We start from the raw sequence: 16015 nt of genomic DNA on the forward strand, positions 1-16015 counted from the left end.
GTTTACTTAATGAAAAAAGTGGTTTTTGATCCAAGGACACAGGTGTTGCTTTTATTAATTGCTACGATTGCAATTTTTATTAGTAATATGACAGTTATTGTAAGTCTATTTGTATTTATGGCAATTTATCTAATAATTCAAGGTCAGATAAAGTCAGTAATAAAATTTACTATAATCTTTACTATAGTTGGCTATTTACAGTTTCTGATTATAAATACCGGTGGACAGGCAATAAGTTTTTTAGGTTTTTTCACCTCTCTTATACTTCGCTTTATGCCAATTATTATGGCGGCCAGTATTTTGAGTAAAAATCCTTCAGGGAAAATTATGTCAGCATTGCAAAAGTGGCGTTTACCAAAGAACATGTTAGTTACATTTGTAGTAAGTTTAAGATTTCTCCCTGTAATGAAGTTTGAATGTCAATCTATTCAAATTTCAGCAAAAATGAGAGGACTTTCTTTAACCAATCCTAAAAATTGGTTGCATCCACTGAATACTTTTGAGTATACAATTGTTCCACTTTTAATGAGGAGCCTAAGAATTTCTGAAGAACTAGCAGCAGCAGCTATGACTAAAGGCATTGATAATGATGAGGCTAGAACGAGTATCTATAGCTTAAAAATGAATGTCTTAGACTATCTAATAATTATTCTTTTAATTAGCAGTATCGTTATTGCAGGTATTTATAGCAATGGAGGTAGTTTATGGTAGATAAAAAGCCATTTATAGAAATAAAAAATGTATCTTTTAAATATAATGATACAAAGAGTCAATTGAAAAATATTAATTTATCTATCGATAAAGGAGCGCTTATTGTTATTATGGGACCTAGTGGTGGCGGAAAAACAACCCTTATTAGAGTTATTAATGGATTGATACCTAACTTTTTTGAAGGCACATTAGAAGGAAATATTTATCTTAACGAAAAACAAGGGAGTGAATATACTCCTTGTGAATTTGGTGAATTAGTGGGTAGTGTATTCCAAGATTCGAGGAGTCAGTTTTTTACTTCTCATGTGAGAGATGAGATTGCATTTAGTGGGGAAAATTACTGTTTTGAAAAGCAGGAGATATTAGAAAAAATTGAATATCTTTCCAATAAGTTAGGCATAGAAAATCTTTTAAATAGGAAAGTTCATGAAATTTCTGGAGGAGAAAAATAGAAGGTAGCAATTGCTTCTGCTATGATGAATAATCCTGGTGTTCTTCTTTTTGATGAGCCATCAGCTAATTTAGATATGAAAGCATCTGAAGATTTAGGGATGCTTTTAAAGTCTCTTAAGGATTTAGGCAAAGCAATTATTGTAGCAGATCATCGACTTCATTATCTTATGCCAATCTGTGATCGTATTATTATGTTAGAAGATGGAAAAATAACATGTGAATGTAAACACCTGAGGAATTATGTAATTATGACCTAGAGTCTATCTACGATTTAGGTTTAAGGCTACCTGCTATAAAGATTTTTGTTTCCAGGGAAAGACCAACTATAGAAGAAAAATAAGCAGTAAGATTAGAAAATGTTTCTACGTTTCTAGTTATCTAAATCTTGCTATAAAGAAAAAAGAAATTGTTGCGATAGTAGGCGACAATGGCGTTGGCAAAACAACCTTTGCCAAAACTCTTTATGGTTTATTAGCTGAAAAAATGGGTCAATTTATATTTCTGGAGAAAAATTGGAAAAGAAAAAGATTATCAAAATTATGGTATATTCTTCAAGACAGTGATTATCAACTTTTTTCTGATAGTGTCTATAATGAATTGTTAATGGGAACAAAAATAACAGCTGATAAAAAAGCTAAAGCAGAGAATCTTTTAAAGTCTCTAGATCTATGGGAGCTAAAGGATCAACATCCATTTTCCTTATCAGGCGGCCAGAAGCAAAGTCTTACTTTTGCTGTAGGTTATATGAGTGACGCAGATATTTTAATATTAGATGAACCGACTTCTGGTTTAGATAGTAAAAATTTATTAAGAGTAGCTGATTTAATAAATCAATTGTCAAAAGATGGCATAGCTGTCATTGTTATTACCCGTGATTATGAATTAATTCAAACAGTTTGTCACAGAGTTCTTTTTTGAAAAATCTGAAATTAGTGAAAAAGCTGTAACGGAGGTTACAATGCCAGAGATTGTTAAGAGAATGAACAGCTGACTTTTTAATTAACAAAAAAGCCAAGAATATTATTTAGTATTCTTGGCTTTTATAGTTTAATTCTCTCTTTGCTAATCCAGAGGTTAGCTAAATTAATTGCCCCTCTAAATCCCATTAATGAAGGAATATAAGGATTTAAGCGCCATTGTGTATCAGGGTTACGTATCTGTAAATCTCTGTTTTTATTGCCCTGTTCTAAAGCTTCGCTGCTGACCATTAGGATTCCTTTCTTATGGTTTTTAACAACGTTCATCCATTCTTTTTCTGTAAAATAAGGAATGTCATCACTGCCCATAATTGGGCAATCGTATAAAGCCAGTTCTTTGTTCCTGCTATTCCATAGGTTCGAGATAATAGGTAGGGTGTGTTAAACTTTTCTTTTAAAAATTTTTCAGTTGCTTCACCTTCTCGACGAATTTCTGATGTTAAAATACAATTTGTTTTCATCTTAAAAGCCCCTTTAAGGAGTCGAACAATTTCTCTAACATCTGTTTGAAAATTAAGTAAATCAGCACAGGAACCGAGAATGTTAAAAGTAGGTTGAATAGATTTTTTTATTTCAATAGTTAATGACTCTGCCAGCAATAAAAGAGCCTTTTTAATGCCTTGGTGTTGTTTTATGTTAAATCCACCATAACTAATAGGCAGTAACGGGGTTTGAGGATATAGAGGTTGTAATTCTTGACTAATTGCTACTAAATCCGTTCCAATTACCTGAGGAATTGATGACGGTAAAAGAAAGATAACTTGTGGATTATCCTTCTCAATTATATAGGCAATGCTTTCTTCAAGTCTTGATGTGTCACCTAAGGCAATATCTGTTTCTGTTATATGTGTAGAGTAGAGCTGGCATTTTATCATCAATCCCAGTCCTTTCCAATGCTACATGACTATAAAAGAGAAGCCCTATACAGCCAAATTCAACAAGATTAGCATTTTTTAGTGCTCCTTTATTGTTATTATTTTTGGCATTAACGCTATCTAATATTCTTGTTAGTAAATTAATTGTTTTTCATAACCTATTTGTCCATAAAAATCGAACATCTCAGTAATATCTAAATTTAGTTGATTTAAAACTAAAACATCTTGCTCTAAGTTAAGCATTTGACAAACATGGGGATCCCTCCCCCCTCCCCATTGAGGCTATATTCTTATTATGGACATGATCTTCTGGATAATATTTTTCCAAGTGTATAATAATAGGTTTCATACCTAAGATGCTTAAATAAATAGTAAGAGGTAGAGGAACGTCTCCCAATACCACCTTTTCCATATATTGCAATTTTCTTCATTTTTCCCTCTAATATAAAAGTAGTTTGTTATACTAACCTTTTAATATAGCAAACAAACTACTCCTGTTTTTGGAATGGGGGAATCATGAATACTCTATGGACTATTCATGAATTGTTTTCGTAAATTGCTAGGGGAGGCACCTATGTTTTTTGAAAACCCGGCTAAAATAAAGAGGGTCTTGGCAACCTACATTTCTAGCAATTTCATTAATAGGTGTGTCTGTAGTTATTAGTAGTTCTTTACTACGATTTAGACGATACTTAAGAATATAATCATGACAACCCGTATCTGTATATTTAGTAAAGATATAATAGAGTCTATTTTCATTAATCTCATTTAAGTCTGCTATTTTTGAGACTGATAATTCTTCCATATAGTGTTCGTGGATGTAGGTAGAAATTTTATCAAAGAGACTTTTCATATCGTCTTTTGTTTGCTTTTGTGCGCCTCTAAAAACCTCTTCAAGTACTTGGCGAAATAGGGTGTCAACTTGAAACTTAGGTAAATATCCTGGCTGTTTATTAATTAGCCATAGACGTTTAAGGAACTCATTTAAACGTAGATTTTGTCCAATCGTAAATTCAAAATGCATTCTAGGCAAATTTAATGATTTTGTTTCTGGGGATGTTAGGTTGTATAAAACAGAAATATACTCCCATTCTTGATTACCTAAAACACGTTTGTGAAGATTCATATTAGCGCCCACCATGAATAACTTTTCCAACCTCCGCTCTGTAAAGTGAACCTTCAAAATGGTATTCTGCCTTTCCTTTAATAGGAAAAATAAATCCTGGAAAGGGTCTTGATTTTTACCAACCTGATAGGCCGGGTTTTATTTTATAATGATAGACTCCTTCAACATGAAAACAGGTGTTGGCCAAAGGGTGTATTAATTGATTGATTTTTATTTCCATTATATGCCTCCTTGAAGTTAATAAATATAAACAATTCTTTAAGAATACCATAACATTTGTTAGAGTAGAATTCAAGGGGCTAAATAAAGAAAAGTGAAAGTTAGGTATTCATTTTTTATTCATGGAGAAAATAAGAAAAAAGAAAGGCAAAAACCCCTTAAAAAGTTGTGGGTTCTTGTCTTTAACCTAATCTCTTTCTATAAGTCCATATGTTTCAGTAGTGATATTTTTTTACATTTTCTTTAATAAAATTAGGAGGGAGTATAGTTGTCCAGCGAACAATGGCATTTTCTTGGGGTAAGAGTGTTTCAGGACTCGTTGCAGATGTCATAAAACTTATTTGATCATTTTGATCATAGAAGAATATTGTTGATTAAGTTGAAACTATTTTTTATCGCTTTGATTGAAAACGCTTCCCTTTACCTGATCAATGGATATGCTATCCCGAAGAACTATATTATTTGCATTTTCAAAGGATACATCAGTAGTTTCTAGTTTTATGTATTGAGGCTTATAATTTTTTAAATGTTCTCCGTTCCATTTTTTAATAATATAGTTTTTATAGTTAGCTTCATTAACCTTGAACTGCGAATCTACTGTTGCTGATGAAGCTAAGTATTTTGATTCTCCAGCAGTAATTGAAGTTGGATTGACGGGTAATGTTTATAGTTTGGCCTACAGAACCATTGGCTTTAATTAATTCAATATCAATACTGTATGGACGGATATCTCTATTACTAATATTTTCAATTTTGCCAACAAATTCAAAGGAAACAAATAACTCATAATATATAACGTGAGCATAATATTCCTTAATTGCAAACTCTGTAGGTTAAATGATTTCCTCAAAAATTTCTTTAGCATCGTCGACGATTTTTTTATTCTCTGAACACCCAGCAAGAGAAAAAAGTAGAAGAAAGGATAGGCATAATAAAAGTATTTTTTCATTTCATTCACCTCAAAATATTTTTGTAATATTAGTTAATACTATTTAATCATTTATTATGAGGTAAAACAATACTTTTTTAAATTATTAAATTATTTTACATGTATCACCATTTGGCTTTTCGGATGGTTATAATTTGCTGTTGAGGTTGCATAATTAAATTAATATCGCTAATTATTGACATTCTTAATCCTCCCTTGTTCAGACATTTTGTTTAATGGGTAAATCCCTGAACTTTCTTTTTATTTTTATCGTGGAAGAGAATATGTGCTTTATATAATTCATTGATAGCATTCTTAAAATCTTCAACATATGCTTCGGCTATATTGTAGCCTAAATCAGCCCGGCAGACTATTCTTTGAATTACAATATTATCTAAGTCTTTTGGAAGGGGGTAGGTTGGCACTTGCCAGCCTTTCATTAAGAGGCGGTCTGATAAACCATAAAGTGTCCATTTAATTTTTGTTTCGTCCTTTAAGCGATAGCAAACAATGGGCAGGTTACTGCCATCATTATAGATTTCAAAAAGCCCTGTCTCTTCAATAGCATTTGCAATAAAGGTAGCTACTTTCTTCGTTTTCTCCTGTATTTTTTGATAGCCTTTGAAACCATAGCGTATAAAGTTATAGTATTGACCAATAATTTGACTGGCGCTATGGGAGAAGTTAATTGCCATTATTGGTACTTCACCACCCAAATAGCTGACTTTAAAAATTAGTTCTTCCGGCAAAAAGCTTCGTCTCGCCAGAGTATCCATCCGACACCTGGATAGACTAAGCCGTATTTGTGACCGGAGGCATTAATAGAGACTACGTTTTTTAAACGAAAATCCCATTCAAGATCTGGTTCAACAAAAGGCGTGAAAAAACCACCAGAAGCTCCATCTACATGAATATAAACTTTATAATCTGTTGTTTGGTTATAAGCTTCCACTTTTTCATTAAGGGCTTTAATATCATCAAATTTTCCAGTGTAGGTAATGCCTAGAGTTCCTACTATACCAATTGTGTATTCATCTACATAATCCATAACTTTATCCATATCTATACTCATATGTTTAATGTTCATTGGGACTATACGCATTTTTACATCCCAATAGACACAAAATTTTCCCAGCAGACTTGATAGCCAGAGGAAATAACTAAGTTTGGTTTTTTAGAATGTATATTAAGTCCTAGTTTTTCAGACCTATTTTTCCAAGCAAATTTCATAGAAAGACCACCAAGCATACAAGCTTCTGAAGAGCCTATTGTAGAGGTACCTATGAATTTTTCTTTTTTATCAGCATGCCATAAATCAGCAATCATGTTTACACAGCGATTTTCCAATTCGGCAGTGCGAGGATATTCTGATTTATCAATGGCATTTTTCTAGTGTTTCTGACATAAGGGTAATTACTTCATTTTCCATATAAGTTTGGCAAAAAGTTGCTAAATTCTGTCTAGCGTTACCTTCATCCAATAGTTCATCTTTGACAATTCGATAAGCTATCCTTGGTTCAATTGATTCATTGGATAGTCTATATTTTGGAATATCTTGGTATTCTGCTCTAGAGCCAAATATAGGTTCTAGAATTTCATCTTCATCTTTATTCTTATTTATATTTTTTACCATATAGCATACTAATACCTCAAATATATTTATTCTGATATTTATAGTATACACAACGAGGTGCTTTCATTCAAGAAAGTAGTATTTTATTATAATTTTCATATAAAATTTGAAACAAAATGCTATTTTTGATATTATTCTTAAGTAAGATTAAAAAATGATAGGAGTAGGGACAGTTTTATGGAATTAGGAAGAAAACAAAGAAATAGCTATATTGATAATATGAAGGCCATCCTAATATTTTTAGTGGTAATAGGTCATTTTATTAACAGCTTTTATTATACAAGCGGCTTTTTGAAAGTTCTTTACGATTTTATTTATTTTTTTCACATGCATTTGTTTATTTTCATTAGTAGTTTTTTTTCTCAAAAAATTGATTCCTCTGAGAAAGCAATTAGGAGAAGTTTTTACTTTTTGAAACTATATATTATTTTTCAAATTTTATATACTGCTTTTAATTATTTTGTTGGTCAACATGGAACGGAGATTCCTTATACACCTCAAATTATGAGTCCCTATTGGATTACTTGGTATTTATTAGCATTTGCAATCTGGACTTTATGTATACCCTTTATTAAAGAAATTAAACATCCCTTTAGATTTATTATAGTAATGATTGTTGCAGGTTTGTTAGTAGGCTTTATTCCTGATATTGGCAGTTATCTTGCGTTTTCTAGAGTTATTGTATTTTTTTCCTTCTTTTTACTAGGCTATTTTTTACCTAAAAAGCAAATGACTTACTTTGAAAATAGCAAACAAACTAGCACTAAAATATTTTTTGGGATTATTTTTTTAGTTGCATTTATATTAATAGCAGTTTTTAGCAGCAACATGGAAACTATATCCCTTTATGGGGCTAGTTCTTATTGGTCCTTATCGAGTTCTATTTGGGAAGCCTTATTACAGAGAGGAATTAATTTAGTTGTTGCTTTATTATTGTCATTATGTTTTCTTGTAATAACAACGTCAAAGCATCGCTTTTATACTGAAATAGGTAAAAATACATTGCATATTTATTTATTTCATGGTTTCTTTGTGTTGTTAACTGGTCGCTTTCTAGCTGATTTTTTACGGAGCTTAAATGATATACTTCAGGTTGTTGCCGTTTTTGGACTAGCTATTGGAACTATAGTAATAATTAATTTATTTACTAAACTGTTTAGAATGGCTGGTTTTATAAAGTGACGATAGCTTTTGGGAAGGAGATAGGTAGATGGTAAAAATGAGATATGCTTTAGAAAATGATAAAGGGTTTTGGTTTAAATATGATGAGGAGTTAAGTGAACAGGAGTTTCTTTTAAAAATTCGAGAAAAACGGGCTTATGTAGTATCAAATGGAAATGAATCTGTTGGGATTATGCGTTATAATCTCATGTGGGATATAATTCCTTTTTTAACACTTATTTATTTTCCTGAAGCCAAGCGCGGGGAAAGGATTAGGTCGAGACGCGATGTTTCTTTGGGAAAAAGAAATGGTTGGCCTTGGCTACAAAATGGTTATGACATCTACTCAGGTTAATGAGGATGCACAACATTTTTATAGGAAACTTGTATAGGAAACTTGTATAGGAAACTTGGTTATCAAGACAGAGGTAGTCTTTTTTTAGATAATACTCCTTATGAACAGCCACAGGAAATGTTTTTGTTAAAAGTTCTTTAATAGATAATGTTAGATTTGATTTAAATCATAATAAAAATAAAAGTTGAGGCGTGGCATTAAATGCTACGCCTCAACTTTTATTATGATAATTCTTTATTTTTTAATATTTTCAGCGAAATTTTATAAGAAATTATACTCACTAGAATAGTTATAATTAGGAGTGCTCCTAAAACGATAATAGGCAATACCTTTTCTAAATTTTTATTAATGGATATTGAATTTAGTAGTGGTAGCAATAAGTATAAGATTAGCATTATTAGAGCAAGGCCTCCAAATAAAATCAATCTAGCTTTTTCTGGTCCAAATTTGAAAATAATTGGAAGAAAACCCCCATCATAATTAAGGTAATACAGAAGATGATACCTAATGTTAACATAATTTCCATAATATGTACTGTAGGGACAATAAAAGGGGTTAGATTCATTATAAGAGCTATAATGAAAGCTAACAGTAAAGATACTAATGCAACTAAAAGGGTTAAATAATATTTTCCTTTAACAATATCCTTTTTAGCAATAGGGGTAGTTAGTATGAATTCATTCCATTTTGAAGTTGTATCAAATGAAAATGAGGTTGTAACAATCATTAATGTAATAAAAATATTTATGCCATAAACCATGGAAAGTTCTTTATTTAAAAGGGTAATAGCAGAGAAAATAAGTATCATGATTAAATAGAGTTTTAAATAGCTTTTAATATTAATATAATCTTTAATAAGTAAACCCTTCATTATTTCTCACCTCTTATTAATAATAACATTATTGTTTCAATAGTTATTGTTTCAATGGTTAACTGTGTTTGATCAGCTAGCACCTGTTGCTTATTATTAACTAATACTTCGTAGGAAAAGGCATTGCTTCTATAATTAACAACGTATTCAGGATTAATTTTTCTAAAATCTTCTTCAGAAGATTTTACTAGACCATAGTCACTGAAAAGAATATCTTTATTTTCCTTTAAGATAATATTTCCATTGTGGATAAAAATAATATAATCAGCAATTTTATCTAAGTCACTTGTAATATGCGATGAGAGAAAGATGCTGTTTTCTTCATCCTGTATAAAATCCATGAAAAAATCTAAAATATCTTCTCTTGAAACAGGATCCAAACCACTGGTAGGTTCATCTAGTATGAGCGGTTTAGGTCTATGACTTAATGCTATAGATATTTTTAATTTCATTTTCATGCCCTTAGAAAGTTCTTTGAAAGCTTTGTTTATATCTAATGAAAAGCTTTTCAAATAATTTTCATATAGATTTGTATCCCAATTTTTATAAATATGTTTCATTACAGTATTGATTTCTTTTAGCTTAGTATTCTCATAGAAAAAAGGATCATCTAAAACAACGCCAACCTGTTCCTTAATTTCTTTTTCATCTTTGATAGAATCCAAGCCTAATACCTTAATTTGACCTTCATCATATTTTATTAGATTGAGAATAGCTCTTAAAGTTGTAGTTTTTCCTGATCCATTTTCACCTACAAAACCTACAATGGAACCAGAAGGTACCTCCAAGTTAATATTTTTTAGGGTAAATCCAGAATAATGTTTTGTAAGGTTTTTACTTCAATACTATTTTTCGTTTATCTTCTTCTCATAAAGTGCTGTCATTACTTGATAGAGATCTTTAAGTGATAGCCCACTTGTTGTCCCTAGTTGAATAGCTTTTTCCAGATGGATTTTAATCGTATCCAGCTGCACCTCTTTTACTTTTTCCATATTTTTTTCACCTATATAGTAGCCTTTCCCTGGTCTTGAAATAATAAATTCTTCATGGGCAAGTTCTTCATAAGCCCTTTTAGTTGTAATTACACTGATTCGCAATTCCTTTGCTAAAAATCTTAGGGAAGGTAGTTCGTCTCCTTCTTTTAATTCACCTGTAATTATTTTTTGTTTTAATTGGGTGATTATCTGCTCATAAATAGGTTTATCGCTGGAGTGGCTTATTATTATATTCATGAATCCTCCTCTCCTTACTGTATATGTTGAGTATATACGGTAGTTACAGTAGTGTCAATATATTATTAAAAAAATAATAAAAAAGGAACCACTAGGTGTAGTAGTTCCTTCGATAATTATAGTTTTAAATAAAAAGACTTAGAATTAGTTTAAATATTTGGATATAGAAGTACATTAATCCAGCGCCCCCTAAAATGCCAGTTATAAGGCGTCTCTTATTTGTTGAAGGCAAAATACCTTAGAAAATTGTAATAGCCAAAATCAAAAAGCATGATTGAGCAGCCTATGAGGGCTATAATGGGTTTAATAGGTATTAACATAACAAGGGGTATTGCTAAAATGTAGCTAATAATAACGCCGGTGCAACGAGCACAGACTGGAAACTGGTAGCCATTAATAAAAAACTTCGATCTGGTTTCTGATGGCAACCTATTCTTTTGCCAAAATCCATCCATTTGAGCCAACGCTCCATTAGCTGTTAAACCGTGAATGACAGGCTATCACATTCATAATAATGACGCGCTGTCTGGAGCCGGCTATTTCCAGCACCGCAGAGACCACAGAGAAGACCTATTGGACCAAATAAAATATAACCACAAAAACCTTCGCCCGCACCATAACCTTTTGTTGTAGTATCAACTTCCTTGACTAAATGTACATGGTCGGATTGACAATTTGGACAGTTCATAACATCACCTTCTTTAAAATCTTATTATCATTATACAGGGTAATTGTAAAATTGACAAAGGTACTTATGAATGATTTTTAGTATAGCGTCTTCCCTTTTTTGGCTGCCGCCTTTAGTTTTTCTTCTTTGTTTTTTATTTCTTCTCCAAATGCATATTATTATACATACCAGTATTATTAAAACAGCTGCAATTAAAAGCATTAATTGAAAAGATGAAAGCTCACTAATAAACTCAATAAGAGAAAATGGTGCAGCTACAAAAGCCACATTTGGGGGGCTTCATGGCCTGGTAAGTATTGTCTTTCTAAATTTGTTTTTACTTTGTTACTCTCAAGAGTTAGTGGAATATCTTGATTTTTTGGTACACAATCCCAAAAATCCTCTTCTGTTATAATTTTTTGTTCATTGATGATATGTTTACCTTTAGGTAAAATCATTTTATATTCATATTCAGCAAAGGCTTTTTCCATAATAGCATTACCAATTAAATGACGAATATCTTCACCTGCTTGATCTTCCCATGTTGAGACGCCTAAGACAATTTCTACTAGCCTAGTATCGCCACGTTTAGCAGTTGATGAATAGTTAAAACCTTTTAAGGCAGAACCTGTTTTTATGCCATCTGTTCCTTTCAAACCATATTTAGCACCCTCAAGGGAATGCTGATAGGTATCAAATTTTTCTTCAAAATGGGTTCCTTTTTTAACCACAATATTGGGAGATTTAGTGTGATTTAATAAATCGGGATAGTTTTTAACAAGATAAGTGCATAACAGAGCATAATCTGAAGCACAAGTCATGTTATCATTAGTTAGAGATTGATTAGTTGGTTGATAAGGGGTTAATATTTATTAATAACACCAATAGTAGCGTTATAGTATGTGGTGTTAGTCATTCCTAAAGCAGTTGCTTTCTCATTTAAAAGAGCCGCATATTTATCTGGATTGGGTTCAATTAAATCAGCAAGCATATAAGTAGCAGCTGCAGAAGAAGGCACAATAATTAAATCAATTAGTTCACTTACTGTATAGCTTGCTCCTGGCAAAATCTTGTTATTACTTAGCGAGTGGCGACTGGAAATATCTAAATGTTTTTTATTGGCAGCTACGACTGTATTTATGTTAAATTTTCCTGCTCCAATAGCCTCATAAGCTAGCAACAGAGTCATTAGCTTTGACATACTTGCTGGAGGCAATAGTTTATTGGCATTTTCCTGCCAAAGGATTTGTCCTGTGTTTATTTCAGTAATAATAGAGCCGGCAGGTTGATATTTTTCTTCAAGTTTAAATCCTTTTTCTCTGGCAACATCAATAGCTCTTTCAGCTTTTAGAGGTGTGGCTGGGATTATGGCTATCAGTGCCACAAAGATTATAATTAGCCAATTTTTAAATATTTTTTGCTTCATAAATATAAGAAATCATTTCAGTTGACATAATAACAGCTGAAATAATTATAGCATGAATATTTTAGCCTATCAACTTCATAAAGACTAAATGATTTTCTAGGCTTTGGGCGTCAGGCAGTAAAGGTTTTTTGATATATAATGAATAGTATATACTTTGAACCTTAAATGAATATTAAATTTTTAAAAATATTTTTGTTGACATATAAATAAGAACAGTGTAGTATTATAGTGTCGAAGACTATAGTAAGGTGGTTGCATTATGAATCAAGTAAAATCAATCACAACTCAATACTTTTATTTTAGTGGCGTAGGCTATTTTTTTAGCTTAGGTCAAATTTTAATGAAATAAATATAGTATTGATTAGAGTCGGAGAATAAGAATATAAAAATGTAAAGTTGTAGTGGTAGAGACTCTTTTAAGAGTCTCTTTTTTATGCTTTAAAGAAAATTGGAGGAATGAAAATGATTATTGTTTTTAAGCTAGGTACTAACGAGGAAACCCTAGGAAAAGTCAAAGAACTTGTTGAAAAGCAAGGCATTGAAGTAAGTGTTACAAAAGGCGCACAACAAACTATTTTTGGTTTAATAGGTGATACTAGTACTATTAATATTGGTCAACTTGAAATGAATGATGCTGTTGAGAAAGTAATGAAAATTCAAGAACCTTTCAAAAAAGCTAATAGAGCTTTTCATCCGGCTGACTCTGTAATCAATATTGATGGACAAAAAATAGGGGGCGGTCATTTTACAATTATAGCAGGACCCTGTGCTATTGAAAGTGAAGAACAGTTTATGACCATTGCTAAAGCAGTCAAAGAAGGTGGTGCAAATTTCTTAAGAGGTGGTGCCTTTAAGCCAAGAACATCCCCTTACAGTTTCCAAGGATTAGGAAAAAAAGGTATTGAGATTATGGAAATGGCAAAAAAAGAAACAGGCTTACCAATCATTACTGAAATGATGTCTGCAAAGCAAGTTGAAAAATTTGGTGATAGAGTTGATGTAATTCAAATTGGGGCACGTAATATGCAGAACTTTGATCTTCTAAAAGAAGTTGGAAAGTCAAAAACTCCTGTTCTTTTAAAAAGAGGACTATGTGCTACTTATGAAGAGTTTTTGATGGCAGCTGAATACATTATGGCTGGTGGTAATGAAAATGTAGTTTTTTGTGAGAGAGGGATTCGTACTTTTGAAAGCTGGACAAGAAATACTTTAGATGTAAGTGCAGTTCCAGTTATTAGGAGAAAAAGTCATCTGCCAATTGTTATTGATCCAAGTCATGCTGGCGGTATTAACTGGTTAGTAGAACCACTCTCAAGAGCTGCTGCTGCCATTGGTGCAGACGGTATTACTGTGGAGGTTCATAATAATCCAGAAGAAGCTATGAGCGATGGACAACAATCATTATTACCTGAAACTTTTGCTAAAATGGTAGATAAAATTAATGTGTTACGTAAAGTAATGTCAGAGATCGATGGATAAAAAGATAGGAATTGTTGGGTTAGGGCTCATTGGTGGTTCCGTAGCACTCAGCCTTAAAGGCAAGGTGACAAAAATAGTCGGCGTAGATACTAATGAAGAAAGCCTTAGACTAGGACTAGAAAGAGGCGTAATTGTAAAAGGGTCTACAAACCCAGAAATATTAAGAGAAGTAGATATTGTTATTTTAGCACTCTATCCCAAAGCTATCTTATCTTTTTTACGAAAACATAAACATATTTTGAATCATAAGCAACTGATTATTGATGTTGGTGGTATAAAAAAAGGAGTTGTAGCTGAAGCTCAAGCTATTTTAGGTGAAGGGGTTGAGTTTCTAGGAACACATCCTATGGCAGGAAGAGAGGGAAGTGGTTTTTTAAAAGCTAGAGAAGAGCTTTTTCTCGGCTCCAATTTTATTATTACCCCTACAGAAAGAAACGGGAAGGCCTCTATACACTTAATAGAAAAATTAGGCTATTTATTAGGTGCAAGCGCTTGTTATGAGCTATCTCCAGAACTTCATGATCAGCTTATTTCTCATACAAGCCATTTGCCTCATATTATGGCCTGTGCCTATATTAGCAATTATCTTAAGGACAGTGACAAAATTATTGGGGGTAGCTTTAGAGATGTTACTCGAGTTGCCAAAATTAATGAGAATCTTTGGAGTGAACTTTTTTTAGCCAATAAAGAAGAGAATATTAAGGAGATTGAGCATTTAATTTTACGTTTAGATGAATTGAAAAATTATATTGAATTAGATGATGAAGAAAACATCAGAATCTTTTTAAGAAAAGCTCGAGAGATTAAGGAAGGATTAGACCAGTGAGACTAGAAGTAAACCTAGGTATAAATAGTTATGGTATTACAATAGAAAAGAATAGCCTTAAAAATTTAGGCGAGAAAGTAAAGTCTGTTTTTAAAGGTGAGAAAATTGCTATGATTACAGATGAAAATGTAAATGGCTTTTATGGGCAGCTCGTAGAGCAGTCTTTAGTAGATGCAGGTTTTTTTGTAGAGAAGTTGGTTTTACCACATGGTGAAAAAACCAAGACTCTAGATAGTGCCATTATTCTATATAATAAAATGTTGGCGGCAGGCATCAGTCGAAAAGATTTAGTAATAACTTTAGGCGGTGGTGTTATTGGTGATTTAGGTGGTTTTGTAGCAGCTACCTATTTAAGAGGCATTGATTTTATTCAGGTGCCAACTAGCCTACTTGCTCAAATTGATTCCAGTGTAGGTGGTAAGGTTGGGATAGATTTACCAGCGGGGAAAAATTTAGTAGGTGCTTTTCATCAACCAAAAGCAGTTTTTATTGATAGTAGTACACTAGATACCCTTCCTACTAAGTTTTTTATTGATGGCATGGGAGAAGCAGTTAAGTATGGTGCTATTTTTGATAAAGATTTATTTGAACTAATGAAAAAAAATAGCTATAGGAAAGAAAACTTTGATTTTTTAGATATGGATGAACTAATTGAACGCTGTTGCTTTTGGAAGAAAACAGTAGTTGAAGAAGATGAAAAAGAAGCTGGCAGAAGAGCGCTTTTGAATTTTGGTCATACATTTGCTCATGGCATAGAAAAAATGGAAGGATATGAAGGCTATACTCATGGAGAAGCGGTAGCTATTGGGATGTGTACTATTACTAAGGGCAGTGAAGCTTTAGGTTTAACTAAACAAGGAACCTATGACTCTTTAAAGGAACTTGTTGTTTCCTTAGGCCTACCAAGTGTTTTTTCAGCTGAAAAAAAAGAGGCTGTTTTAGAGGCTTTATGGTATGATAAGAAGGTAGTTGGTTCTCATATAAATCTTATTTTACTAAAAGAAATAGGGATAAGTTATATGCAGGAAATGACTAAGGAACAAGTTGAAGAAATATTAAGTAAAGGATTGTAGAAG

Annotated in this window: 18 protein-coding genes and 2 pseudogenes; 9 read left to right on the forward strand and 11 right to left on the reverse strand. The window is 32.1% G+C overall.

Annotated features, from left to right (window positions below; all coding sequences use genetic code 11):
• The first annotated feature begins 9 nt into the window (after positions 1 to 9).
• The 4 genes from AZF37_RS00680 to AZF37_RS00695 all read left to right on the forward strand — a co-directional run bounded on the left by AZF37_RS00680 (position 10) and on the right by AZF37_RS00695 (position 2082).
• Positions 10 to 711, forward strand: a complete 702-nt coding sequence (locus AZF37_RS00680) for an energy-coupling factor transporter transmembrane component T (RefSeq protein WP_088369137.1) — start codon at positions 10 to 12, stop codon at positions 709 to 711.
• Positions 705 to 1163 (forward strand): ABC transporter ATP-binding protein, encoded by a 459-nt coding sequence (locus AZF37_RS00685; protein WP_088369138.1) that lies wholly within the window; start codon positions 705 to 707, stop codon positions 1161 to 1163. Before AZF37_RS00680 ends, AZF37_RS00685 begins: the two co-directional genes overlap by 7 nt.
• A 21-nt stretch (positions 1164 to 1184) precedes the next feature.
• A complete protein-coding gene (locus AZF37_RS00690; protein WP_162473771.1) occupies positions 1185 to 1421 on the forward strand; it encodes a P-loop NTPase family protein in 237 nt (78 codons plus the stop codon).
• A 133-nt stretch (positions 1422 to 1554) separates the two neighbouring features.
• Positions 1555 to 2082, forward strand: coding sequence for an ATP-binding cassette domain-containing protein (locus AZF37_RS00695; RefSeq protein ID WP_281178924.1), 528 nt, complete (start codon positions 1555 to 1557; stop codon positions 2080 to 2082).
• Positions 2083 to 2204: 122 nt separating this feature from the next.
• Here the strand turns inward: AZF37_RS00695 and AZF37_RS11130 are convergent, their stop codons facing one another.
• From AZF37_RS11130 to AZF37_RS12990, 5 genes and pseudogenes are all read right to left on the reverse strand, one after another.
• A complete protein-coding gene (locus AZF37_RS11130; RefSeq protein WP_245611974.1) occupies positions 2205 to 2372 on the reverse strand; it encodes a hypothetical protein in 168 nt (55 codons plus the stop codon).
• Positions 2373 to 2404: 32 nt separating this feature from the next.
• Positions 2405 to 3016 (reverse strand): nitrogenase component 1, encoded by a 612-nt coding sequence (locus AZF37_RS00700; RefSeq protein WP_245611975.1) that lies wholly within the window; start codon positions 3014 to 3016, stop codon positions 2405 to 2407.
• Positions 3017 to 3575: 559 nt separating this feature from the next.
• Entirely contained in the window at positions 3576 to 4157 is a 582-nt protein-coding gene (locus AZF37_RS00705) for a helix-turn-helix transcriptional regulator (RefSeq protein WP_245611976.1), read from the reverse strand.
• Positions 4158 to 5522: 1365 nt separating this feature from the next.
• Positions 5523 to 6636, reverse strand: a pseudogene (gene gad, locus AZF37_RS00710) (glutamate decarboxylase).
• A 28-nt stretch (positions 6637 to 6664) separates the two neighbouring features.
• On the reverse strand, positions 6665 to 6922 hold the full coding sequence (locus tag AZF37_RS12990; protein WP_425425434.1) for a hypothetical protein: 258 nt from the start codon (positions 6920 to 6922) through the stop codon (positions 6665 to 6667).
• Between the two features lie 177 nt (positions 6923 to 7099).
• On the opposite strand from AZF37_RS12990, the gene AZF37_RS00715 reads away from it, so the two are divergent.
• Together AZF37_RS00715 and AZF37_RS00720 are read left to right on the forward strand one after the other, a co-directional pair.
• Positions 7100 to 8104: an acyltransferase family protein gene (locus AZF37_RS00715; RefSeq protein WP_088369141.1), complete on the forward strand. Its 1005-nt coding sequence runs from the start codon at positions 7100 to 7102 to the stop codon at positions 8102 to 8104.
• Positions 8105 to 8132: 28 nt separating this feature from the next.
• Positions 8133 to 8438, forward strand: coding sequence for a hypothetical protein (locus AZF37_RS00720; protein ID WP_245611977.1), 306 nt, complete (start codon positions 8133 to 8135; stop codon positions 8436 to 8438).
• A gap of 221 nt (positions 8439 to 8659) precedes the next feature.
• On the opposite strand, the pseudogene AZF37_RS11135 reads toward AZF37_RS00720, so the two are convergent.
• From AZF37_RS11135 to AZF37_RS11145, 6 genes and pseudogenes are all read right to left on the reverse strand, one after another.
• Positions 8660 to 9309: pseudogene (locus tag AZF37_RS11135) on the reverse strand (ABC-2 transporter permease).
• A complete protein-coding gene (locus tag AZF37_RS00730; RefSeq protein ID WP_245611979.1) occupies positions 9309 to 10097 on the reverse strand; it encodes an ABC transporter ATP-binding protein in 789 nt (262 codons plus the stop codon). Before AZF37_RS00730 ends, AZF37_RS11135 begins: the two are co-directional and overlap by 1 nt.
• Before the next feature lie 57 nt (positions 10098 to 10154).
• Positions 10155 to 10541, reverse strand: coding sequence for a GntR family transcriptional regulator (locus AZF37_RS00735; protein WP_088369144.1), 387 nt, complete (start codon positions 10539 to 10541; stop codon positions 10155 to 10157).
• 215 nt (positions 10542 to 10756) lie between these two features.
• Positions 10757 to 10996 carry a DUF2085 domain-containing protein gene (locus tag AZF37_RS00740; RefSeq protein ID WP_245611980.1) on the reverse strand — a complete coding sequence of 80 codons (240 nt, stop codon included), beginning with the start codon at positions 10994 to 10996 and terminating at the stop codon, positions 10757 to 10759.
• Positions 10997 to 11483: 487 nt separating this feature from the next.
• On the reverse strand, positions 11484 to 11939 hold the full coding sequence (locus tag AZF37_RS11140) for a DUF1958 domain-containing protein (RefSeq protein WP_245611981.1): 456 nt from the start codon (positions 11937 to 11939) through the stop codon (positions 11484 to 11486).
• A 131-nt stretch (positions 11940 to 12070) separates the two neighbouring features.
• A complete protein-coding gene (locus AZF37_RS11145) occupies positions 12071 to 12634 on the reverse strand; it encodes a serine hydrolase (RefSeq protein WP_245611982.1) in 564 nt (187 codons plus the stop codon).
• A gap of 462 nt (positions 12635 to 13096) precedes the next feature.
• On the opposite strand from AZF37_RS11145, the gene aroF reads away from it, so the two are divergent.
• Genes aroF through aroB form a run of 3 tightly spaced genes read left to right on the forward strand, consistent with a single transcriptional unit; the run spans position 13097 to position 16012 of the window.
• Positions 13097 to 14113 (forward strand): 3-deoxy-7-phosphoheptulonate synthase, encoded by a 1017-nt coding sequence (gene aroF, locus AZF37_RS00760; protein ID WP_088369147.1) that lies wholly within the window; start codon positions 13097 to 13099, stop codon positions 14111 to 14113.
• Positions 14106 to 14939 carry a prephenate dehydrogenase gene (locus AZF37_RS00765; RefSeq protein WP_088369148.1) on the forward strand — a complete coding sequence of 278 codons (834 nt, stop codon included), beginning with the start codon at positions 14106 to 14108 and terminating at the stop codon, positions 14937 to 14939. Before aroF ends, AZF37_RS00765 begins: the two co-directional genes overlap by 8 nt.
• Positions 14936 to 16012, forward strand: a complete 1077-nt coding sequence (gene aroB / locus AZF37_RS00770) for a 3-dehydroquinate synthase (protein ID WP_088369149.1) — start codon at positions 14936 to 14938, stop codon at positions 16010 to 16012. The genes AZF37_RS00765 and aroB overlap by 4 nt, the downstream gene beginning before the upstream one ends.
• Positions 16013 to 16015: the final 3 nt, after the last annotated feature.

It is taken from the genome of endosymbiont 'TC1' of Trimyema compressum (assembly GCF_001584725.1).
Classification (GTDB): domain Bacteria; phylum Bacillota; class TC1; order TC1; family TC1; genus TC1.